The organism is Achromobacter sp. 1014246743, assembly GCF_059760725.1.
In genome coordinates, this window is the sequence record NZ_JCBANA010000019.1 from 25,264 (window position 1) to 46,772 (window position 21,509).

General features: G+C 67.7%; 21 protein-coding genes. 9 read left to right on the forward strand and 12 right to left on the reverse strand.

The window, feature by feature from the left end:
- A complete protein-coding gene (locus tag AC6LJ2_RS10270; protein ID WP_263909706.1) occupies positions 1 to 1,599 on the reverse strand; it encodes an MDR family MFS transporter in 1,599 nt (532 codons plus the stop codon).
- A gap of 334 nt (positions 1,600 to 1,933) precedes the next feature.
- Between AC6LJ2_RS10270 and AC6LJ2_RS10275 the strand changes: the two genes are divergently transcribed.
- Positions 1,934 to 4,429 carry an AsmA family protein gene (locus AC6LJ2_RS10275; protein ID WP_263909708.1) on the forward strand — a complete coding sequence of 832 codons (2,496 nt, stop codon included), beginning with the start codon at positions 1,934 to 1,936 and terminating at the stop codon, positions 4,427 to 4,429.
- Positions 4,426 to 4,809 (forward strand): MOSC N-terminal beta barrel domain-containing protein, encoded by a 384-nt coding sequence (locus tag AC6LJ2_RS10280; protein WP_263909710.1) that lies wholly within the window; start codon positions 4,426 to 4,428, stop codon positions 4,807 to 4,809. Before AC6LJ2_RS10275 ends, AC6LJ2_RS10280 begins: the two co-directional genes overlap by 4 nt.
- 41 nt (positions 4,810 to 4,850) lie before the next feature.
- Here the strand turns inward: AC6LJ2_RS10280 and AC6LJ2_RS10285 are convergent, their stop codons facing one another.
- From AC6LJ2_RS10285 to rsmD, 4 genes are all read right to left on the reverse strand, one after another.
- Complete coding sequence (locus AC6LJ2_RS10285) at positions 4,851 to 6,074, reverse strand: benzoate/H(+) symporter BenE family transporter (protein ID WP_498151316.1); 1,224 nt, start codon at positions 6,072 to 6,074, stop codon at positions 4,851 to 4,853.
- A complete protein-coding gene (locus AC6LJ2_RS10290) occupies positions 6,071 to 6,322 on the reverse strand; it encodes a YfhL family 4Fe-4S dicluster ferredoxin (RefSeq protein ID WP_006385941.1) in 252 nt (83 codons plus the stop codon). The genes AC6LJ2_RS10285 and AC6LJ2_RS10290 overlap by 4 nt, the downstream gene beginning before the upstream one ends.
- A 183-nt stretch (positions 6,323 to 6,505) precedes the next feature.
- Positions 6,506 to 7,009, reverse strand: coding sequence for a pantetheine-phosphate adenylyltransferase (gene coaD / locus AC6LJ2_RS10295; RefSeq protein ID WP_006385942.1), 504 nt, complete (start codon positions 7,007 to 7,009; stop codon positions 6,506 to 6,508).
- Positions 7,010 to 7,067: 58 nt separating this feature from the next.
- Positions 7,068 to 7,634 carry a 16S rRNA (guanine(966)-N(2))-methyltransferase RsmD gene (rsmD, locus tag AC6LJ2_RS10300; RefSeq protein ID WP_263909715.1) on the reverse strand — a complete coding sequence of 189 codons (567 nt, stop codon included), beginning with the start codon at positions 7,632 to 7,634 and terminating at the stop codon, positions 7,068 to 7,070.
- A gap of 367 nt (positions 7,635 to 8,001) precedes the next feature.
- On the opposite strand from rsmD, the gene ftsY reads away from it, so the two are divergent.
- The gene (ftsY, locus tag AC6LJ2_RS10305; RefSeq protein WP_498151333.1) at positions 8,002 to 9,081 is read left to right on the forward strand and encodes a signal recognition particle-docking protein FtsY; all 1,080 of its coding nucleotides are present in this window, start codon (positions 8,002 to 8,004) and stop codon (positions 9,079 to 9,081) included.
- 88 nt (positions 9,082 to 9,169) lie between these two features.
- Here the strand turns inward: ftsY and AC6LJ2_RS10310 are convergent, their stop codons facing one another.
- The 7 genes from AC6LJ2_RS10310 to AC6LJ2_RS10340 form a co-directional block, all read right to left on the reverse strand.
- A complete protein-coding gene (locus AC6LJ2_RS10310; protein WP_498151317.1) occupies positions 9,170 to 10,828 on the reverse strand; it encodes a CYTH and CHAD domain-containing protein in 1,659 nt (552 codons plus the stop codon).
- 580 nt (positions 10,829 to 11,408) lie between these two features.
- The gene (phnE, locus tag AC6LJ2_RS10315; protein ID WP_498151318.1) at positions 11,409 to 12,233 is read right to left on the reverse strand and encodes a phosphonate ABC transporter, permease protein PhnE; all 825 of its coding nucleotides are present in this window, start codon (positions 12,231 to 12,233) and stop codon (positions 11,409 to 11,411) included.
- Positions 12,230 to 13,093, reverse strand: a complete 864-nt coding sequence (phnE, locus tag AC6LJ2_RS10320) for a phosphonate ABC transporter, permease protein PhnE (RefSeq protein ID WP_263909721.1) — start codon at positions 13,091 to 13,093, stop codon at positions 12,230 to 12,232. Before phnE (AC6LJ2_RS10320) ends, phnE (AC6LJ2_RS10315) begins: the two co-directional genes overlap by 4 nt.
- A 29-nt stretch (positions 13,094 to 13,122) precedes the next feature.
- Positions 13,123 to 13,893 (reverse strand): phosphonate ABC transporter ATP-binding protein, encoded by a 771-nt coding sequence (gene phnC, locus AC6LJ2_RS10325; protein ID WP_263909723.1) that lies wholly within the window; start codon positions 13,891 to 13,893, stop codon positions 13,123 to 13,125.
- A 5-nt stretch (positions 13,894 to 13,898) separates the two neighbouring features.
- Complete coding sequence (phnD, locus tag AC6LJ2_RS10330) at positions 13,899 to 14,897, reverse strand: phosphate/phosphite/phosphonate ABC transporter substrate-binding protein (RefSeq protein ID WP_263909725.1); 999 nt, start codon at positions 14,895 to 14,897, stop codon at positions 13,899 to 13,901.
- 193 nt (positions 14,898 to 15,090) lie between these two features.
- The gene (locus AC6LJ2_RS10335) at positions 15,091 to 15,906 is read right to left on the reverse strand and encodes an IclR family transcriptional regulator (RefSeq protein WP_445657510.1); all 816 of its coding nucleotides are present in this window, start codon (positions 15,904 to 15,906) and stop codon (positions 15,091 to 15,093) included.
- A 10-nt stretch (positions 15,907 to 15,916) separates the two neighbouring features.
- Positions 15,917 to 16,732: an HAD-IIB family hydrolase gene (locus tag AC6LJ2_RS10340; RefSeq protein ID WP_263909729.1), complete on the reverse strand. Its 816-nt coding sequence runs from the start codon at positions 16,730 to 16,732 to the stop codon at positions 15,917 to 15,919.
- A gap of 147 nt (positions 16,733 to 16,879) precedes the next feature.
- On the opposite strand from AC6LJ2_RS10340, the gene ribBA reads away from it, so the two are divergent.
- From ribBA to AC6LJ2_RS10370, 6 genes are all read left to right on the forward strand, one after another.
- Complete coding sequence (ribBA, locus tag AC6LJ2_RS10345) at positions 16,880 to 18,055, forward strand: bifunctional 3,4-dihydroxy-2-butanone-4-phosphate synthase/GTP cyclohydrolase II (RefSeq protein ID WP_263909730.1); 1,176 nt, start codon at positions 16,880 to 16,882, stop codon at positions 18,053 to 18,055.
- A 10-nt stretch (positions 18,056 to 18,065) separates the two neighbouring features.
- Positions 18,066 to 18,596, forward strand: coding sequence for a 6,7-dimethyl-8-ribityllumazine synthase (gene ribH / locus AC6LJ2_RS10350; protein WP_006391339.1), 531 nt, complete (start codon positions 18,066 to 18,068; stop codon positions 18,594 to 18,596).
- Positions 18,565 to 19,056, forward strand: coding sequence for a transcription antitermination factor NusB (gene nusB, locus AC6LJ2_RS10355; RefSeq protein WP_025139473.1), 492 nt, complete (start codon positions 18,565 to 18,567; stop codon positions 19,054 to 19,056). The genes ribH and nusB overlap by 32 nt, the downstream gene beginning before the upstream one ends.
- A 223-nt stretch (positions 19,057 to 19,279) precedes the next feature.
- On the forward strand, positions 19,280 to 20,311 hold the full coding sequence (gene thiL, locus AC6LJ2_RS10360; RefSeq protein ID WP_498151319.1) for a thiamine-phosphate kinase: 1,032 nt from the start codon (positions 19,280 to 19,282) through the stop codon (positions 20,309 to 20,311).
- 117 nt (positions 20,312 to 20,428) lie between these two features.
- Entirely contained in the window at positions 20,429 to 20,935 is a 507-nt protein-coding gene (locus AC6LJ2_RS10365) for a phosphatidylglycerophosphatase A (protein ID WP_263910242.1), read from the forward strand.
- Positions 20,932 to 21,498 (forward strand): CinA family protein, encoded by a 567-nt coding sequence (locus AC6LJ2_RS10370; RefSeq protein WP_263909736.1) that lies wholly within the window; start codon positions 20,932 to 20,934, stop codon positions 21,496 to 21,498. Before AC6LJ2_RS10365 ends, AC6LJ2_RS10370 begins: the two co-directional genes overlap by 4 nt.
- The last annotated feature ends 11 nt before the right edge of the window (positions 21,499 to 21,509 follow it).

The following is a 21,509-nucleotide window of genomic DNA, read 5'->3' on the forward strand; positions in this document are numbered from 1 at the left end:
CTACTCTCCGACGCCGGCGGGCTCCGGTTTGGGAACGCGCGCCAATTGCACCAGGGGGACGCGCCGCACGCACCACAGCGCCAGCACCGCGACCGCCAGGGCAATGAGCTGCCCTTCGTGGATGGCGCCGACCAGCGCCACGCGCGCGATCTCGATCAGCGACGCTCCATCCTGGCCTTGATGGGCCAATTGTGCCAGGAACTGCGTCTGGGCTACGGGATTGACCAGCATCTGCGGGTCGTCCAGCTGCGGCAGCCACTGGGCCGATGTGCCGCGCAGGGTGGATTCGACGCCGCTGAAGTAGCTGTGGTTGACCATGGTGCCGACGACGGCGGTGCCGAGCATGCCGCCGATCATGCGCAGGGATTGCAGCAGGGCCGTGGCGATGCCCAGGTGGGTGCGGCCGGCGGTCTGCTGGGCGAAGACGGTGAGGTTGGGCATGATGAAGCCCATGCCCAGGCCGGCCATCATCATGTAGCCGGCAATCAGCCAGTGCGGGGTGTAGTTGTGGGTGGTGACGATGCCCATACAGGACGCGGCCATCAGCATGAAGCCGGCGTACAGCATGCGGTTGGGGTTGCGGATGCGGGTGATGATGCGGCCGTTGATGATGCTGCCCACGGTGATGAAGACCACCAGCGGCGTGATGAGCAGGCCGGCGTCCTGCGGCGACAGGCCAAAGCCGCCTTGCAGCAGCAGGGGCGCGTAGAACAGCATCGAATACATGGTGACCCCGACCAGCAGCGCCAGGATGAACAGCGTGGCCAGGCCGCGGTTGCGGAACATGTCGAAGGGCAGGAGCGGGTGCGGGCAGCGGCGTTCCCACCAGAAGAGCAGGGCGAACGCGGCGGCGCTGCCGATGCCGAGCAGGGCGATGGTGAGGCTGGCGCCTTCCTTGGGCAGCAGTTCCACCAGCAGTTGCAGGCCGCCCAGTGCGGCGGCGATGAGCAGGGCGCCTTGCCAGTCCAGGCGCACCTTGCCGGCGGTGTGGTTGCGCAGGTGGGGCAGGTAGCGGGCCACGAAGAACACACCGAGGATGCCGATGGGCAGGTTGACGTAGAAGACCGAGCGCCAGCCGTAGTGCTCGGTCAGCGCGCCGCCCAGCGACGGGCCGACGGCGTTGGCGATGCCGAAGGCGGAACTGAGCATGACCTGCCAGCGCAGGCGCACGTGGGGGTCGGGAAACAGGTCGGGGATGGAGGCGAAGGCCGTGCCCACCAGCATGCCGCCGCCGATACCCTGCAAGGCCCGCGCCAGCACCAGGGTCAGCATGCTGTCGGCGGCGCCGCACAGGACCGAGGCCAGGGTGAACAGCACGATGGCCGCGACCACGAAGGGTTTGCGGCCGTAGTAATCGCCCAGGCGGCCGAAGATCGGCACGGTGATGACCGAGGTGAGCAGGTACGAGGTCGCCACCCAGGCGTACAGCTCGAAGCCCTTGAGTTCGGCCACGATGGTGGGCAGGGCGGTGCCGACCACGGTCTGGTCGATGGCCACCATCATCATGACGAAACACATGCCCAGCATGGCCAGCAGGGTCTGCCGGAAGGGAAGCACCTGGCCGGGCGAATAGGGGGTGCTTGGGTTGGGGGCGGGCATTGTTGGATGCGTCAATGATTGATGGATCAATAATTCTAGCCCTACAATCACCCAGACAGAAAACCGTCAGTTTTCGAGTTGGCGCGCAGGCCGGCCCGATTTGTTACGATAGCGGTATCTGCACGCAGGCCATGCCCGCGTCTTCAGCCCGTCTTTCCTTGGTAGATCCCCCCTTTCAAGCGACCCGGCCCCAGGCCCGGCGCACGCGGCGGCATGCCATGCAAGACGGCCAGATCAGGATGCCGGGCGGCAAGCCACGGCAAAGCGTCACTGTCGCGCCCGGCGCGGCGGGTGGCATTCAAGGATTACCAGTCGAGGGTCCGACGGGGCGGCAATGAAAACGTGGTTCAAGCGCATTCTGATAGGCCTGGTGGTGTTGGTTGTCGTGGCCGTCGTTGGCCTGGCCATCTTTTTGCTGACGTTCGACCCCAACGCGTACAAGTACAAGCTCGAAGAGCTTGTCCAGGAACGCTATCACCGCACACTGACGATCGACGGCGAAATCGAGCTGTCGCTGTTCCCGCGCATCGGCCTGTCGGTGCAGGGCGTGTCGCTGTCCGAAGCCAATAGCACCGAGAATTTCGCGTCCATCGAAAGCACCCGCCTGGCGGTGGCCGTGTGGCCGTTGCTGTCGAACAGCTTCGTGGTGGACCACGTGGCGATCAGCGGCTTCAAGGCGCGGGTCGTGCGTGGCAAGGACGGCCAGTTCAATTTCAGCAATCTGGTCGGTGGCACGGCCCCGGTGGTGGCTACGCCCGCCAATCCGGCCGAAGCCATTGCCGGTGCGGCCCAGACCGCGGCGCAGGCGCTCACCAATGGCACTTCGCCGGCGGCGCGCAACAACATGCAGATCGACATTGCCGGCCTGGACCTGAAAGACGGCGAAGTGCTGTTGCAGGACGAGATGTCGGGCATGGCGGTGGCGGTCACCAAGATCAACGCCAACACCGGCCGCGTGACGTTCAACCAGCCGTTCGACGTGCGCCTGACGGCCCGCGTCGAAGGCGGCAACCCGCGCATCGATGCCAACCTGACGGGCCAGGCGCTGCTGACGCTGGATCCGTCTGCCAAGCGCTATGCCGCGCAGAAGCTGGACCTGCGCATGGACGGCAAGCTGCCGGGCGCCGAGGCCAAGAGCCTGGCGATGCGTGGCAACCTGGCCTTCAACGGCCAGAAGTCGGCGCTGGACGTGGCCGGCCTGGAACTCGTCTTCCAGGGTGACATCACCGATCCGGCCGCGCGTGCCACCGGCGTCGAGGCCAGCGTGGCGATGCCCAAGCTGTCGATCGACCCGCACAAGAGCCAGTTGCAGATCGAAAAGCTGGCCGTGCGCGCCAAGGGCGGCGTGGCCGATGGTCCGTTTGAATTCGCGGTGGACGCGCCAGCGCTGAACATTTCGCCTACGCAGGCCACGGGCGAAGCCCTGACGGGACGCGTGCGCATCAGCGGCCTGGACGCCAGCTTCGGCCTGAACGGCATCAGCGGCAATGCGGCCGAGCTGGACATCAAGGAAGCCAAGCTGGACAGCACGTCCAGGAAGGGCGACCGCATCGTCAAGCTGACCTTCGCCTCGCCGCTGTCGTTGAACCTGCTGCAACGCAAGGGCGGCCTGTCCGGGCTGCGCGGCGACGTCAACATCACCGACCCCAGCCTGCCCAAGGGCAGCCTGCAGATTCCGGTGATCGGCAGCCTGAACGTCGACCTGCTGAAAGACCAGGCCAACAGCAAGATCAACGCGGTGCTCGAAGGCGGCAAGTTCGATCTCAGCGCCGACATCACCAAGCTGAGCGACGCGCCGCAGGTCAATTTCGCGCTGGCGGTCGATACGCTGGATCTGGACAAGCTGGTGCCGCCGGTTGCGGCCGCGCCTGCCAAGCCGCCGGCGGACGGCAAGAAAGACGAAAACAAACCCGCCCAGCCGGCCCCGGCCAAGCCGGCGGACGACTCGATCAACCTGTCGGCCCTGGTCGGCCCCAGCGTGAACGGCACGCTCAAGGTCGGCAAGCTGGTGGTGCGCGGCCTGAAGGCCGACGACGTCGCCGCGGCCGTCAAGCTGGACCGCGGCAAGCTCGATATCTCCAGCCTCACGGCGGGCCTGTACGGCGGCAAGCTGGCCGGCGCCTTGTCGGTGGACGCGGCGCAGGGCAACCAGCTGGCCACGAAGATGTCGCTGGCGGGTATCGCCATCGAACCGCTGTTGATGGACCTGGCCCAGAAGAATGTGCTGTCCGGCACCGGCAGCCTGGCGCTGGACCTGAAAACCGGCGGCGCCAACGGCTACGCCATGAAGAGCAACCTGGGCGGCACGTTGCAGGTGCGCCTGCGCGATGGCGCGGTCAAGGGCATCAACCTGACGCAGACCCTGCGCGAACTGAGGGCGGCGCTCAAGCCCGAATCGCAAGACGAGACCGTGGCGGCCGACACCAGCAAGCAGACCGCCTTCTCGGAAATGGAAGCCGACCTGGCTTTCACCAAGGGCGTGGCCAGCGTCAAGCGCCTGAACGTCGTGTCGCCGCTGCTGCGCGTGACGCAAGGCGAGCCGGCCACCATCGACTTCGTCAAGGAAGAACTGGACCTGGTGGCGCGCGCCCGTGTGGTCAACCCGGCCGCCGACCCCGAAGGCAAGGAATTGATCGACCTGAAGGACGTGACCATTCCCGTGCACGTGAAAGGCCCGTTCGACAAGCCCACCTATACGTTGCTCTGGAAAGACGCCATCGGCGGCATTCTGAAGCGCAGCCTGGAAAACAAGCTGCGTGAGGCCGTGACGGGCAAGGGCAAGGGTGGCGCGGCGGTGGACAAGGCGCTCAAGGGCCTGCTCGGCAAATGAGCGACGCCTTCCAGCCCATCGCCCAGTGCGGCCATACGGCGCAGCCCGAGGCCGCGCCTTATCACCGGCAATGGCTGGTGGCCAACGATTCGGGCCAGTGGCTGAACCGCGAGCTGTGCCCGCGGCTGGCTGACGTGACCGTTGAATTGCGCCTGGGGTACCTGGTGCTGCGCGCGCCCGGCATGCTGCGCATGGATATTCCGCTGGATGTCATCGAAGACGACGACAGCGTGCGCTACAGCATGAAGGTGGGCGAGCAGACCATCGACGTGGTCGACGAAGGTGAGCTTGCGGCCGCCTGGATCTCGAATTTCGTGCAGGTGCCGTGCCGCATCATGAAGGTGCATCCGGACACGCCCGTGTCCGCCTGGCCGGACTGATATTCCGTCAGCGTCGCGCGGCGACGCGCCCCGGCCCGGCCTTACAACACGGCCGGCTTGCGCTTGTATTCGAAGACGGTGTGGGCGATGAGGCCCGCGACCAGGCCCCAGAAGGCCGACCCGATTCCCCAGAAACTGAACCCGGACGCCGTGGCCAGCAGCGTGATGAGCGCGGCTTCGCGCCGTTGCGGGTTGGCCATGGCGGCGGCCATGCCGCCCATGATGGTGCCCAGCAACGCCAGGCCGGCCAGTGCGGCCAGCAGGGCGGAGGGCAGGGCCTGGAAGAACACGGCGACCGCGCCGGCCACGATGCTCAAGGCGAAATAGCCGATGCCGTAGGTGGCGGCGGCGATGTAGCGCTTGGACGGATCGGCATGGGCTTCGGGCCCCGTGCAGATGGCGGCGCTGATGGCGCCCAGCGTGACACTATGGGCGCCAAAGGGGGCTGCCAGCAGCCCCAGGAAGCCCGTGGCGGCGACCAGGCGCGAAGCCGGGGGGCGATAGCCCGCTGCCTGCAGGATCGCCAGCCCGGGCAGGTTCTGCGAGGCCATGGCCACGACGAACAGGGGAATGCCCAGGCTGATCGCAGCCTGCGTGCTGAAGGCGGGTGTGGTCCAGACGAATTCGGTCAGGTGCCAATCGAGCTGATCGACCCGCAACAGACCCAGGCCGGCCGCCATGCCGACGGCCACGACCATCACCATCAGCACGGCGTAGCGGGGCGCCCAGCGGCGGCATACCAGGTAGGCGACGCACATGGCCAGCACCAACGCGGGCTGCTTGCTGACGTTGGTGAAGACGCCCATGCCGAAATTGAGCAGCACGCCGGCCAGCATGGCGGCGGCGACCTCGCCGGGAATGCGGCGCAGGATGGGATCGATCCAGCCGAACAAGCCACAGGCCAGCGTCAAGGCGGCCGCCAGCACGAAGGCGCCGATGGCTTCGGGGAAGGGCACGCCGGCCAGCGCGGTGACCAACAGGGCGGCGCCCGGGGTGGACCACGCCATGACGATGGGCAGGCCCGTACGCAGGCTGTAGGCGGCGCCGCCGAAGCCCAGCACCAGGCTGAGCGAACCGATCCAGGAACCGATGCGGGCAGCATCCAGCCCCGCGGCGTGGCCGGCCTGCACCATCAGCACGGCCGTGCCGCCGAAGCTGACCAGCACGGCGACCAGGCCGGCGGCGATGGCCGAAGCGGACAGATCGCGGCGGGCGTTGGGGCGGGAGTCGGGAGGGTTGAAGCTGGGCTGCGCGGTGTCGCTCATGCGGCACCGGTCAGGCGGCGGTACTTGGCCATGAGCTGTTCCTGGCCTTCTTTCCATTGCGGGTGCAGTTCGATGCATTCCACGGGGCAGACCACCTTGCATTGGGGCTCGTCGTGGTGGCCGACGCATTCCGTGCAGCGGTCAGGGTCGATGACGTAGTAGTCCTCGCCCATGGAAATCGCGTCGTTCGGGCACTGGGGCTCGCAAACGTCGCAATTGATGCATTCTTCGGTGATGGTCAGAGCCATGATGGGCGGGGCAATGGAAATCAGGCAAGGGGCGCAGCCATTGTACTGCCGGCCCCGGGTACGCCCGGACAAGCCCCTGGCGCTGTCCTGCCATTGGCGTGGTGCGCAGGGCCGGGCGCCAGAACGCAAGAAGAGCGCACGAGGCGCTCTTCGGGGGATTCGGCGGCGGGGGAGCCTGCGGGGTCAGCCCGGCCAGGACTGTTCGCGGCGTTCCTTGGCTTTTTCCTGCAGCCAGCGTTCGACAGAGGGGAACACGAACTTGCTGACGTCGCCGCCCAGCTGGGCGATTTCGCGTACGATGGTGCCCGAGATGAACTGGTATTGATCCGACGGCGTCATGAAGAGGGTTTCGACGTCGGGCAGCAGGTGGCGGTTCATGCCGGCCATCTGGAATTCGTATTCGAAGTCGGACACGGCGCGCAGGCCGCGCACGATGACGCGCCCGCCCTGGTCGCGCACGAAGTCCTTGAGCAGGCCGCCGAAGCTTTGCACTTCCACGTTGGGATAGTGGCCCAGCACTTCGCGCGCGATGTCCACGCGTTCGTCGATGCTGAAGAAGGGCTTCTTGTTGCGGCTATGGGCGATACCGACCACGACTTTGTCGAAAAGCGTGGCGGCACGGCGGACCAGGTCTTCGTGGCCTCTGGTCAGCGGGTCGAAAGTGCCGGGGTAAACAGCGATGATCATGCGAGCTCCGTACCGTTATTAGTGGTGTACACCATCCTCCGAAGCTCGGATTATTGATCTATTTGCGCAATGCAGCAAATTTCAGGAGATGGTAGTGGACCGCCCCGGCCTTGTCCTGGCGCAATATCTCGAATCCGTCGGGGGCGTCGATGGCGTTTTCGGCCTCGACGTAGACCAGGCCGTCCTCGGCCAGGATGCCGGGCAGGATCGGCCACAGGCGCGGCAGCCAGCCTTGTCCGAAGGGCGGATCCAGAAGAATGAGGTCAAATCGGGACGCATCCATTCTTTCGGCGACCTGCATCGCATCGCCCACGTGGATGCGTATCATGTCGGCTTTGAGCTTGTCGCGTAGTGTCCGCAGCGCGGACGCGGCGGTCTTGTCCCGTTCGACCATCTGCACGTGCGCGACGCCGCGCGAGGCGGCTTCGAACCCCAGGGCGCCGCTGCCGGCGAACAAGTCCAGCACCTGCTTGTCGGCGAATTCGCCGCCCCACAGGTGATTGAGCCAGTTGAACAGCGTTTCCCGCACCCGGTCGGGGGTCGGGCGGAGCGTCTCCACGTCGGGCACGACGATAGGGGTGCGCCGGTATTGGCCCCCGACGATACGAATATACTTGTTACCCATGTTTAGCCGCTTCTTCAAGAAAAAATCCCCTCCGCCCGCCGCGCCGGCCCAGCCTGCGCCGCCGCCAGAGGGCGTGGACACCGCGCCCGGCCCGCAAGCCGGCGTCGAGGCGCCCGTCGCACCTGTCGAATCCCCCGCCCCGGTCCGCGAATTTTCGCCTGCCGCGCCGCCCGAGCTGACGCTGCCCGTGCCGGCCGCGTCGGTGCCCGCGCCGGCGCCGGCCAGCGTGCCGCAACCGCAACCCGCTTCGGTGCCGCAGCCGCCGCCCGCGCCGGCGTTTGCGCCGGCGGCGCAACCTGCCGCTGCTGCGCCGGTAGCGCCAGTTCCGGTCGCACCGGCTGCCGTGGCGCCGTCGCCGGCTGCGCCGGTGGTCGCCGAACCCGTCACTGCCGCGCCCGCTGCGGTCGCACCGGCTGCGCCGGCGCATCAGCCCGCCATCGTGCCGCCGCCGGTGACGGCCGCGCCGGTCAGCGCGCCGCCTGTTGCGGTGGCACCGCCGCCCGCGCCTGAACCCGAACCCGAACCCGCGCCCAAGAAGGCGTCGTGGCTGTCGCGCCTGAAGCAAGGCCTGTCGCGCACCGGTCAAAGCATTGGCGGCATTTTCGTCGGCGTCAAGGTCGACGAGAACCTGTTCGAGGAACTCGAATCGGCGCTCATTATGGCCGATGCCGGCCTGGAGGCCACCGAGAAGCTCTTGACCGCGCTGCGTGCGCGAGTCAAGAAAGAACGCATCGAAGACCCGGCCAAGGTCAAGGCGGCGCTGCGCCAGCTGCTGGCCGACCACCTGCGCCCGCTTGAACGGGCATTCGACCTGAAGCAGGCCAAGACGCTGGTGGTGATGATCGCGGGCGTGAACGGCGCCGGCAAGACCACGTCGATCGGCAAGCTGGCGCACACGTTCCAGCGCCAGGGGGCGAGCGTGCTGCTGGCCGCGGGCGATACCTTCCGCGCCGCCGCCCGCGAGCAATTGATCGAATGGGGCAGCCGCAATAACGTCACCGTGATTTCGCAGGATGGCGGCGACCCGGCCGCCGTGGCGTTCGATGCGGTCAATGCCGGCCGCGCGCGCGGCATGGGCGTGGTGATGGTGGACACGGCGGGCCGTCTGCCGACCCAGCTGCACCTGATGGAAGAGCTGAAGAAGATCCGCCGCGTGATCGGCAAGGCCGATGCGGCCGCGCCGCACGAAGTGCTGCTGGTGGTGGACGGCAATACCGGCCAGAACGCGCTGGCGCAGATTCGTGCGTTCGATGCGGCCATCAACCTGACGGGCCTGGTCGTGACCAAGCTGGACGGCACCGCCAAGGGTGGCACGTTGGCGGCAGTGGCGGCGGGCAGCCAGGGCGTGCGCCCGATTCCGGTGTACTGGATCGGCGTGGGTGAAAGCCTGGAAGACCTGCAGCCATTCGTGGCGGATGAGTTCGCCGGGGCCTTGCTGGCCGACTGATCGCTCTGGATGCCGCCGCGCCTGGCGGCACAGAAAAACGCGCCCCACGTGTCCGTTGCCGGATGCGTGGGGCGCGGTGTTTTTGGCCTTACTTCCAGAACGGCTTGCTGCCCGCCAGGTCGTCGAAGGCCTTTTGCGCATCGACGGCCAGTTCTTCCAGGCGAGCGCTGATCCAGCCCAGCGCAAACCAGGCTTGCGGGTGCGTGACCGTACACGCTTCGTAGTAGTCCTTGGCGACGGCCAGGTCGTTGATTTCGCCCAGGATGTCCTGCACGCGCGACAGCAGCTTGCGATAGCCGCGCAGCTTGGCGGCGGGCAGCAGCGATTCGGCGAAGGCCAGGCTGTAGCGCAGGCGTTTGCCGCGCTTGCGCAGTTCGTGGCGGGTAGGGATGTCCAGCGCGGCGAACCGGGTGCCCTGGTCCGCCACCTTGCTGTGCCAGCGGTGCAGGCGCCGGGCGAGTTGCTTGTGCAGCCGCTGGGGGGCCGGCTCGGGCGTCAGCATGGGGATGATGGTGGGCTTGACGCTGGGGCCGGCAACGCCGCCTTGCAGGCGGATGGCGGGCTCGGGCGCGGCTTCGCTGGGCACGCCGTTGGCGACGGGCAGGCCGTCGGCCAGGGGGACGGCGGGCGGCACGTCCAGGCTCCATTCCAGCAGGTCCAGCAGCCAGGCCTGGAAGGCCTTGCCGCCGGCGATGGCGCGGGCGTCCTGTTCGGGCGGCGCGGCTTCCATGGGAATGACGGGCATGCCGGCGCGCATCAGGGCAGGGGCGACGGTTTCGTTCAGGACGTCCTGGTCGCGGTTGGCGCCGAAGGCGGCGAAGTGCGCGCGCACGCCTTGCAGCAGGGCATCGGGCACGGGGGCGATCCAGCCGTCGAAGAGTTTCCAGCCGGAGCGCAGGCGGCGGATGCCGACGCGCAGCTGGTGCACGTGTTCGGAGTTGCCGGCGCGGTAGACGCCTTCGGTGTCGACTTCGGCCAGCACGGCGGCGTTACGGGCGATCTGGTCGAGGCATTCGGCGGCGATGCGGCCCATGGCCTGGGGCGCGGTCATGTCGTCGCGCAGTTTGACGGAGGCGGCGCCGCGGGGGGCCCAGAAGAGGGCGATGGCGCGGGCGCGGCGGGCTTCGAGGTCGTCGCCGGGAATGGCGTCGACGTCGGCCAGGCGCTGGGCGAGCTGGGCGAGGGCGTCGCCGCGTTCGGATTTGCTGCGCGGGTCGAGGACGAGGCCGTGGCGCTGCTGCCAGCCGCGGGCGACGGCGAAGATGGCGGCGGGGCGGCCGGAGACGAGTTCGAATTCGAGTTCGGAGATGGGCAGTTCCAGGGCGCCGGCGCGCAGGATGCCGGTGTCGTAGGCGAGTTCGACGGTGCCGTAGCGGGTGCGGACTTTGCGCAGCATGCGCTGGACGTCGGTTTCGTAGCGCAGGCCGAGTTCGCCTTTGATGGCGGCCAGGGCGGCTTCGACCTCGGTGCCGGCGTAGACGGACAGGTCCAGGACGGGGCCGGGGCGGGGGTGGTTCAGTTCGATGCGGGTGATGGCGTTGATGCCGGGCATCTTGAGGGTCTGGACCCAGTCGCGGCCTTCCTGGCGCAGGCGGATGGCGATGCGGGCCCGGGCGAGTTCGCGCTCGGGGGTGTCGAAGTACATGGCGTGCAAGCGGATGCGGGTCGCTTCACGTTGCTTGACCTCTCGAAGCACGGCCTGGCGGGACGCCGTGGGCACGTGCAGCTTCAATTCCTGTTCCGACATGGCGGGGGTGTCCGACGGCAAAAGCCGAGATCTTAGTCAATCGGAGGGGGGGTTTTGATGACGGGTCATATTTTGTTCACATTGAGCTTAGACGGGGTTGCGGTGTGTCAACAAGGGGGGCTTGGGGGTTCTTGAGCCGCGCGTGGCGGGGCAGGCGGGTGAGGGCGGGGCTACGATTGCGGTCCGGAGCCTTCGCTCCGGACTGCCCCGTGCTCATCCTCGTCACCGCCTTCGGCGGTTCCTTCGGATTCCGCCGGGCGCATCTACACGCCCCGCCCTCACCCGCCTGCCCCGCCACGCGCTCTTGATGAGGCTTAGTCACGGGCCCTGGGGCGGGGGGTGTGCTTGGCGTTTTTGTTGACGGCACCTTGGGGATGGAGGATTTTGCGGGGCCCGCCTCGCGCCGGCCGCGCGGGCGGCCTTGCGAGGCTTACGCGGTGTCTTGCGTCGTGGGGTGACGCTGCGCGCTTGCCGGGAGGGTGGGTCGGCAAGCTGGGGTTTGATCGGGGGGGGCGTTTTGCGAAAAAAAAACCGCCCGTTTCCGGGCGGCGCAAAGGAACGTTCGAAGCGCTGTATTCGGTCAGAGGATGCGTTTGCGGGCTTGGGTGATGATCACTTCGGCCAGCACCACCACCACGAAGATGGCGGCTAGCACCAGGGCCACGCGGTCCCACTGGAAGAGGTTCAGCGCGGTGTCCAGGGCCATGCCGATGCCGCCGGCGCCGACCAGGCCCAGGACGGCGGATTCGCGGACGTTGATGTCCCAGCGCAGCAGCACGATGGACCAGAAGGCGGGGCGGATCTGGGGCCAGTAGGCGTACCAGATGACCGAGGCCTTGCTGGCGCCGGTGGCGGTGACGGCTTCGATGGGGCCGCGCTGGGCTTCTTCGATGGCTTCGCCGACCAGCTTGCCGACGAAGCCGATGGAGCGGAACGCGATGGCGAGCGTGCCGGCCAGGGCGCCGGGGCCGAAGATGGCGATGAAGAGCAGGGCCCAGACCAGCGAGTTGACCGAGCGGCTGGAGACGAGGATCAGCCGGGCCAGCATGTTGATGGTTTTGCTGGGGGTTAGGTTGTTGGCCGCGAGCAGGCCGACGGGGACGGCCATGAAGACGGACAGGATGGTGCCCAGGGTGGCGATGTGCAGGGTCTCGACCAGGGCGTTGTGGACGCCGTCGGGGTAGTAGGCCCAGTCGACCGGCCACATGCGCTGGAACAGGTCGGCCATCTGCTCGGGCGCGTCGTAGAGGAACTCGGGGATGACCTCGACGCCGCGGATGGCCTGGACGATGGCGGCGACAACCAGCAGGTAGAGGGCGAAGCGCAAGAGGCGCTGGCCCAGGCTGTAGCGTTGCCAGACGCGGGGCGCGGCGGTGTCGCGCAAGGTGGGGGCGTGGGCGTTCATTGGTCTGCCTCCGCCTTGTTGACGACGGGCTTGGCCGTCCTGGGCTGGCTGGAACCGATGCCGCGGGCGCCGGCGAAGCGGCTTTGCAGGATGCGGTCAAAGCCCAGGTTGTCCAGGAAGACGGCGCGCACGAAGCCGGCCAGGATTTCGCCGAGCATGATGATGGCGATGAGGGTGAGCAGGATGGCGCTGACGAAGTCGTAGTCAAAGCGCTGGAACGCCGAGAACAGCGTGCCGCCCACGCCGCCGGCGCCGACGATGCCGACCATGGTGGAGTTGCGCAGGTTGGAGTCGAACTGGTAGGTGGCAAAGCCGATGAAGCGGGCGAACACCTGGGGCAGCACGCCGAAGACGATGACGTTGGCGAACGAGGCGCCGGTGGCGCGCACGGCTTCGACCTGCTTGAGCGAGATTTCCTCGATGGCTTCGGTGAAGAGCTTGCCGATGAAGCCGATGGAGGCGACGGTCAGGGCCAGGATGCCGGCCAGGGCGCCGAAGCCGACGGCCTTGACGAACAGGATGGCGACGATGACGGGGTGCAGGGCGCGGCACAGGGCGACGAGCGAACGTGCGGGCCAGGAGACCCAGGCGGGCATCATGTTGCGCGCGCCGAGCAGGCCGACGGGCAGGGCCAGGAAGATGCCCAGCACCGAGGCGAGCACGGCGATTTCCAGGCTTTCGGCGATGCCTTTCCACAGCGTGGCGGGCTTTTCGAAGTTGGGCGGGAACATGCGCGCCAGGAAGGTGGACGCGTGGCCCATGCCGGACTCGAAGCGGCTCCAGCTGAAGTCCAGCTGGGCAGCGGCGTAGACGGTGTAGAGCACCAGCAACAGCAGGCCGGCTTTCGCGCGGCCGGACATGGCGAAGGGGCGCGGGCCCCGGGGATGCGTTATTCCAGCCAAGACTCGCCTCCGTAGATGGTCTTGAGCATGGCGGCATCCAGGCCGCGGCCGTCGCCGTCATAGACGACGTGGCCGCCGGACATGCCGACGATGCGGCTGGCGTAGCGGCGCGCCAGTTCGACGTCGTGGATGTTGACGATGACGGGGATGCCGGTGGCGTTGCCCTGGGCGGCCAGCAGCTCCATGATTTCGACCGAGGTCTTGGGGTCGAGCGACGAGGTGGGCTCGTCGGCCAGCAGCAGCTGCGGGCGTTGCATCAGGGCGCGGGCGATGCCCACGCGCTGGCGCTGGCCGCCCGACAGGGCGTCGGCGCGCTGGTCGGCAAAGCCGGCCAGGCCGACGGTATCCAGCAGCGAATAGGCGTGCTCGATGTCTTCGGCTTCGAAGCGGCGGGTCCAGGCCTTGAAGGCGCTGGTGTAGCCCAGTCGTCCGGTCAGCAGGTTTTCCATGACGGTCAGGCGTTCGACCAGGTTGTATTCCTGGAACACCATGCCGATGCGCCGGCGGGCGCGGCGCAGCGACGCGCCGCGCACCCGGGCGAGATCGACGGCGCCGTCGCCGGCTTCCAGCACGATTTCGCCGCGGGTCGGCTCGATCAGCCGGTTGATGCAGCGCAAGAGCGTGCTCTTGCCGGTGCCGGACGGCCCGATGATGGCGGTGAGGCCCTGGCCTGCAATCTGCAGGTCGATGCCGTTCAGTACCGGCCGGCCGGCCCGGTATTCCTTGACCAGGCCGGAAATGCGTAGCGACGTCGTCATGCTGATTACTTCTTGCTCTTGGCGGATTCGCGGTCGTAGGCGGCGCGGTTGAAGCTTTCGCCACCGGATTCGGCGACCTGGCGCACGATGGCCCAGTCCTTCTGGTAGGTCACCGGGTAGAAGCGGTCGGCGCCGTCGAAGGCCTTGGACATCTCGGCCGGGAAGCGGTAGTCGTAGAAGCACTTGAGCATCTGGTCACGGAACTTCGGCTCCAGGTCATGCGCGTAGGCGAACGACGAGGTGGGGAATTTCTCGCTCTTGTAGATGACGCGGAAATCGGCTTCCTTGACCTGGCCGCGTTCGACCATGCGCTTGAACACGTCGGAGGCGACGGCGGCAGCGTCGTAGTCGCCGGAGTTGACGCCCATGACGGACTGGTCGTGCTTGCCGGAGAAGACCACCTTGTAGTCCTTGTCGGGCGTCAGGCCTTCCTTGGGGAACAGCGCCACGGGCGCCATGTGGCCGGAATTGGACGAGGGCGCGGTGTGCGCGAGCTTCTTGCCCTTCAGGTCGGTCAGCTTCTGGTAGGGGCTGTCTTTCTTGACGATGACGATCAGGTTGTAGCCCTGGAAGCCGTCGGCGTAGCCCTTGACGGCGAACGGCACGGCGCCGGCGATGTTCACGGCGAAGGCGGTGGGGCCGGTGGAAAAGCCGCCCACGTGCAGGCGGCCCGAGCGCATGGCTTCGATTTCGGCGGCATTGCTCTGCACCTGGTAGAACACCACGCGCTTGCCGGTGCATTCGGACAGGTGCTTGGTGAACGGCTTGAAGATGTCTTCGTACACCGCCGGGTCTTCGACCGGGGTGTAGGTGAAGACCAGCGTCGACGGCGTTTTCTGCTTGGACGCGTCGGTGGGCGTGTCGGCCACCAGGTTCTTGTCGGCGTCGCAATACATCTGGTCGAGGTCGCCCCGGTTGGGGCAGGTGTCGGCGGCCTGGGCGGCGGACGCCCCGAAAGCGAACGCGGCCAGCGAGGCCGCTTGCAGTAGACGCAGAGCGCGCATCGTATGTCTCCTCTTATGGGTATGAATATGACTAGTAACTGAATTCAAACATACGTGGGCAGGACGCGCACTCGGGAAAGTCCCTGCCTTTCTTTTCGAGTTTTGTTCGTTTTGTTCGCTATGCGTTCGTTTTTGCGCGAAAAAAAGCCCCCGGACGGGCGTCCGAGGGCCTTGTTGCTTGCGCGGCTGGCGGTCAGGCCCGGTAGCCCAGCTTGCGTGAAATCTCGTGGGCGCAGGCCAGCAGCGGACGGGCGATGGCGCCGTCCCAGGACACGTCGAACAGCCCGGTGGGGCCCAGGCTGGTCAGGGCCAGCACGATGTTGCCGGTGTTGTCGAAGACGGGCACCGACAGTGCGTCCACGCCTGGCAGCGGGTTGCCTATCGCACGCGCCATGCCGTGCACGCGGATGTCGGCCAGTTGCGCATCGATATTGGCGCGGCTGGCCTTGCGCGGGGGCGGCACGCTGGCGATGACGGCCGTGTCGCCTTCTTCGCGGGCAATGTAGTGCTCGCTGACCTTGGGCGGCAGCCAGGCCGCGAACACCAGGCCGGTGGCCGTGTGCAGCATGGACATGACCGTACCCTTGCGCATGTTCACGTGCACCGGGTAGCTGGCTTCGGTCATGTGGATCATGGTGGGGCCGTGCGAGCCCAGCACCGCGATGCCCAGGGTGTGGCCGATCTCGGATTGCAGCTTGGCGATCTCGGGCATGGCGATGCGCACCGGGTCCAGCCGTTGCAGGCTGACCAGGCCCATCTGCAGGGCGAAGGGGCCCAGTTCGTACTGGCCGGTGATGCTGTCCTGCTGTACCAGGCCGACGCGGATGAAACTGACCAGGTAGGGGTGGGCCTTGGCCGACGTCATGCCGGCGCCGGCGGCCAGGTCGCGCAGGGTCAGCGGCTTGGCCGCATCGACCAGCGCGGCCAGCAGCGGCACGCCCACTTCGATGGACTGGATGCTGCGGCGGCCGTCGTTGGCGGCCGGGGCGGGTGTCTTGGCGGTGGCCACGGTGCGCGCCTTATGCCGTCAGCGCGCGCGGGGCGCGGGCGGCCAGCAGGCGATCGGCCATTTCCTTGAAGCCGCCGCCGCCATGGAAGGCGGCCACATACGCGGGCCGGTGCGTCAGGCGGTGCAGCTGCGACTGGATGTTGGCCACGCCGACCGAGACGGGGAAGAACGCGAACATGGGTTCGTCGTTGGGCGAGTCGCCGATGAACAGGGTGCTGTCCAGCACGTGGGCCACGTCCAGGCCGAATTCGCGCTGGAACAGGGTGCGGGTCATGGTGAGTTTGTCGTAGTCGCCGAACCAGCCGTTGACGTGGATGGAACTGACCTTGGCCTGGGCGCCGGCGTCCTGGAAGATCTGGACGATGCGGCCGATGTCGGCCTCGGGCAGGGCGGGCACGTCTTCGCAGAAATCGATGGCCAGGTCGGCCACTCGGTAGTCCTGGTCGCTGGCCACGGCGGCGCCGGGCACTTCGGCCAGCACGCGGTCGCGGATGGCGTCCAGTTGCTTGCGGCTGGCCTGGCGCGAGGCCGCGTCGGTCCAGTAGTGGGTGGTCATGCGACGGGCCTGGCGGTCGTAGGCGTAGTAGAACGCGCCGTTTTCGCCGACCACGGCGCGCACCGGCCACATGCGGGCGATGTGGTCGCACCAGCCGGCCGGGCGGCCGGTGATGGGCACGACCTGGATGCCGGCCTGTTCCAGGCGTTCGAGCGCCGCGTAGGCGTCGGCCGGCAGGCGGCCATCGGTGGTCAGCGTGTCGTCGATGTCCGTCAGTACGACGCGTATCCCCGCCGCGACGTTCAAAGGCATGGCCGCAAGGGCTTGCATGGCGTTTTTCCTTGGTTTTATAGGGTGTTCTCCGGGCGAAAGTTTAACCGGATGGCCCTGTTTGGGCGGGCCCGTCGCACCCCGGTAGGGGTTCTGGCGCCGGGGGCGGTAAAATCCGGGCTTTCCTGCCTGGTTTACGCGTCCGCCATGTCCGTCCAGTTGTCCTCCTTGCCCGGCTCCGAGCCGGAATCCTTCGATATTGCCTCGGTCGCCGAGATCATCGCCGAGCTGCGCGCCGGCCGCATCGTCATCCTGGTCGACGAAGAAGACCGCGAAAACGAAGGCGACCTGGTCATGGCCGCCGAATTCGTCACGCCCGAAGCCATCAACTTCATGGTCACCCACGGCCGCGGCCTGGTGTGCCTGACCCTGACCGAAGACCGCTGCCGCCAGCTGGACCTGCCGCTGATGGCCGCCCGCAATGGCACGCGATACGGCACCAATTTCACGCAGTCGATCGAAGCCGCCGAAGGCGTCGAAACCGGTATTTCGGCCGCCGACCGCGCCCGCACCATCCAGGTGGCGGTGGCGCGCGACGCCAAGCCGTCCGACCTGGTCCAGCCCGGCCACATCTTCCCGGTGCGCGCCGTGCCCGGCGGCGTGCTGGTGCGCGCCGGCCACACCGAAGCCGGCTGCGACCTGACCGCCATGGCCGGCCTGACCCCGGCCGCCGTCATCTGCGAAATCCTCAAGCCCGACGGCACCATGGCGCGCCTGCCCGACCTGGTCGAATTCGCCCGCGAACATGGCCTGAAGATCGGCACCATCGCCGACCTGATCCAATACCGCAGCGAGCACGAATCCATCGTCAAGCGCGTGGGCAAGCGGCCCATGCAGACCGCCTGGGGCGTCTTCGAGGCCGTGGCCTACGAAGACGCGGCCACCGGCTCGGCCCATCTGGCGCTGGTGCATGGTACCGTGACGCCGGACGTCGAAACGCTGGTGCGCGTGCACGAGCCGGCCTCGGTGCTGGACGTGCTGGACACCGGCGCCAGCCCGCACAGCTGGGGCGTGGCGCAGGCCCTGCAGACCATTTCCCAGGCGCCGGCCGGCGTGCTGGTGCTGATGAATTGCCAGTCGTCCACCGAACATCTGTTTGCGCAGATCGCGGGCTGGAGCGACCCCAAGGCCAATGCCAACCCCGCCAACGCCGACCGGTTCGGCCTGCGCACCTACGGCATCGGCGCCCAGATTCTGCGCGACCTGAACGTGGGCCAGATGAAGCTGCTGGCCCGTCCGCGCAAGATGCCCAGCATGGCGGGCTTCTCGCTCACCATTACGGGTTACGATTGCGACCCTCTGCATACTCCCGCAACACACTGAAGGCCGACACATGAACCCTTACATCCTTACCCCCGACCTGAACGGCGAAGGGCTGCACATCGGCATCGTACGCGCCCGCTTCAATGAAGAAATCGGCCAGGCCGAACTCGAAGCGTGCCTGAAGGAACTGGCCGAACTGGGCGTGGACGAGCGCGACGTGATGGTCGCCACCGTGCCCGGCGCCCTGGAACTGGGCGTGGCCCTGTCGCACATGGCCGAAACGTTCGAATTCGACGCCCTGATCGCGCTGGGCGCCGTCATCCGCGGCGAAACCTATCACTTTGAAGTGGTCAGCAATGAAATGGCCACTGCAATCACCCGCATCTCCCTCGAAACCGGCATTCCGGTCGCAAACGGCGTGCTGACCGTGGACACCGACGAGCAGGCGCAAGCCCGCGCCGCCGGCAAGGGCCGCGACTGCGCGCAGGTGGCCGTTGAAATGGCCAACCTGGTCGCGGCACTGGAGCCCGAGGAAGAAGACGAAGACGACGAAGACGAGGACGAAGATTTTGACGACGAAGAAGACGACGACCAGCGCTGATAGCGCGGCGCAAGCCCGCGCCAACGCGCGCAGCGCACGCCGCCGTGCACGCGAATTCGCGTTGCAGGGCGTTTACGCGTGGCTGCTGCGCGGGGGCCAGGGCACGCAGGACGCCGGCGAGATCGACGCCCATCTGCGCGACACCGAGGATTTTTCCGAGGCCGACGCCCAGTGGTTCAAGACCTTGCTGCACGGTGTCCTGCGCGAAGCGCCTACGCTGCGCGAGCGGTTCACGCCCTACGTCGACCGTCCGCTGGCCGAGTTGTCGCCCGTCGAACACGGCATCCTGCTGATCGGCAGCTTCGAACTGATTCATCACGTCGAAGTACCGTACAAGGTTGCCATCAACGAAGCCGTGGAGCTTGCCAAGTCGTTCGGCGGCACCGATGGCTTCAAGTTCGTCAACGGCGTGCTCGACAAGCTGGCTGCCGACGTGCGCGCGCACGAAATCAAGAGGTAGTTTCCACCCCCCCGAAGCGCTGCGCGCTTCCCTCCCAGGGGGGCGCCGCAGCGGACCGGCGGAGCCCGGATCCGCGCGGCCCGGGTCTGGGGAGACCCGTTTTTTGGGGGGGCGTGCATCCCTGGGGGCTTGCTTCCCGTCCCTTGCTGGAGCGGTCCTCCCTTTGGAACGTGGCTCCGGTGTGGGAGTCAATACCGGCGCTGCGCCGGACTGCGGAGTTGCCGTGGCGTCCGAATTCGACCTGATCGCGCGCTATTTCACGCGCACCGCTCCGACCGGCCTGCTGGGCGTGGGCGACGACTGCGCGCTGTTCCCTGTGCCGCCGGGCGAGCAGGTGGCCACCAGTACCGATCTGCTGCTGGAAGGCCGGCATTTCTTTCCCGACGTTGATCCCAAAGCCCTGGGGCACAAGGCCCTGGCCGTGAACCTGTCCGACCTGGCCGCCATGGGCGCGCGCCCCATCGGCTGCGTGCTGGGGCTGGCGCTGCCCAGGCTGGATGAACCGTGGCTGGCCGCCTTTGCCGAGGGCTTTCATGCGCTGGCCGCTGCCCACGGCTGCCCGCTGATCGGCGGCGACACCACGCGCAGTTCCCATGACCTGGCCATCAGCGTGACCGTGTTCGGTGCGGTGCCCGCGGTCGCCGCCTTGCGCCGCGACGCGGCGCAGGCCGGTGACGACATCTGGGTGTCGGGCGAATTGGGCGCTGCTGACGTGGCGTACCGGCTGCTGGACGGCCAATACCCGACCGCCCCCGATCGCCTGGCCGCCACCCGTGGCGCGCTGGAGTGGCCCGAACCGCAGGTGGCGCTGGGCCTGGCGTTGCGCGGCATCGCGCATGCCGCCATCGATATTTCCGACGGCTTGCTGCAGGACCTGGGCCATATCCTGACGGCCAGCCGGGTGGCTGCGGTGCTGCATGAGGATCGCATGCCGGTCGCCGCCGCGCTGGCCGGCCTGCCGGTCGATGCGCAGCGCCGCGCGGTGCTCGGCGGTGGGGATGTCTACCAGCTTTGCTTTACGGCGCCTGCTGCCGGCCGCGCCGCCGTGCTGGCCGCGGCGCAAACGGCGGGGGCGCGGGTCAGCAGGGTGGGCGAGGTCGTGGCGCAAGCGCCGGTTCCCCCGCCTACCCAAGCCCAGCCTGCCGGTCAGTCCACGGCCCAGCCCCAAGCGCGACCCCGCCTGACGGTGTTGGACGCCGCCGGCCAGCCGCTGGCGCAATTGCCGGCGGGTTTCGATCACTTCCCTGCAGGTTGACGGGACGCGGTTGCCGCCATCATCTCTCGCTGCCGCATTCCAGCCACCTCGCCTGAACCTCTACCCCTCCCCGCGACCTCCCAACCCATGCCGTCTTCCTCCCCCCGTTCCCCGTCGATGCGCGAGCGCTCGCGCGCCGTGTACCCGTCCCTGGCCTGGGTGTGCCGTGATCCGGGTCGGCTGATCGCCTTTGGCCTGGGTAGCGGCCTGGTGCGTCCCGCATCGGGCACCTGGGGCACGTTGCTGGCCTGGGCCATCTGGGTGGCGGCCGCGCCCGCCGCGTCCGACCTGGCCATCGGCGTCTTCCTGGCGCTGGCCTTTCTTTACGGCTGCTGGGCCTGCGACCGCGTGGGTCGCGAACTCCAGCAGCCCGATCATGTCGGAATGGTGTGGGACGAGATGGTGGCCTTCTGGCTGGTGCTGTGGCTGACGCCGGCCGGCCTGTTGTCGCAGGCCTTGGCGTTCGTGCTGTTTCGCACGTTCGACATCGTCAAGCCGCCGCCCATCAAGTTCTTCGACGCCCGCCTGAAGGGCGGCTTTGGGGTAATGTGGGACGATATCGTCGCGGCCGGATATGCCTTGCTGATCATGGCGCTGGTCGTGCGCACAGGAGTCTTGGGATGAACCAGCAATACGAAAGCACGCGGTCCAATCTGTCAGCCGAACAACTGGCGCACGCCACGTCGCTGGGCCTGGCCGAGCGGGTGGGCGATACGCTGCGGCGCCAGGGCCTGGTCATGGCAACGGCCGAATCCTGCACCGGCGGCCTGCTGGCGGGCGCGGTGACGGCGGTGGCCGGGTCCAGCGAATGGTTCGACCGGGGCTTCATCACCTACAGCAACGAGGCCAAGGTGGCCGAGTTGGAGGTTTCGCCCGACGCCTTGCATCACTTTGGCGCGGTGAGCGAACCGGTGGCGCTGGAAATGGCCAACGGCGTGCTGCTGGCGGCGCCTGCTGCCCAGGTGGCGGTATCCACCACCGGCATCGCCGGCCCGGGCGGGGCCACGCCGGGCAAGCCGGTGGGCATGGTGTGCTTTGGTTTTGCCATGCGGGTAGGCGAGGGCATCAGCAGCCGCGCGGTGACCCATGTGTTTCCTGGCGACCGGGCGCAGGTGCGCCAGGCGGCCGTGGAATTCGCGCTGCGCGGCGTCTTGGAATTGCTGGGCGCGCCGGTCAACCGGCGCTGAGCCGCAGCGTG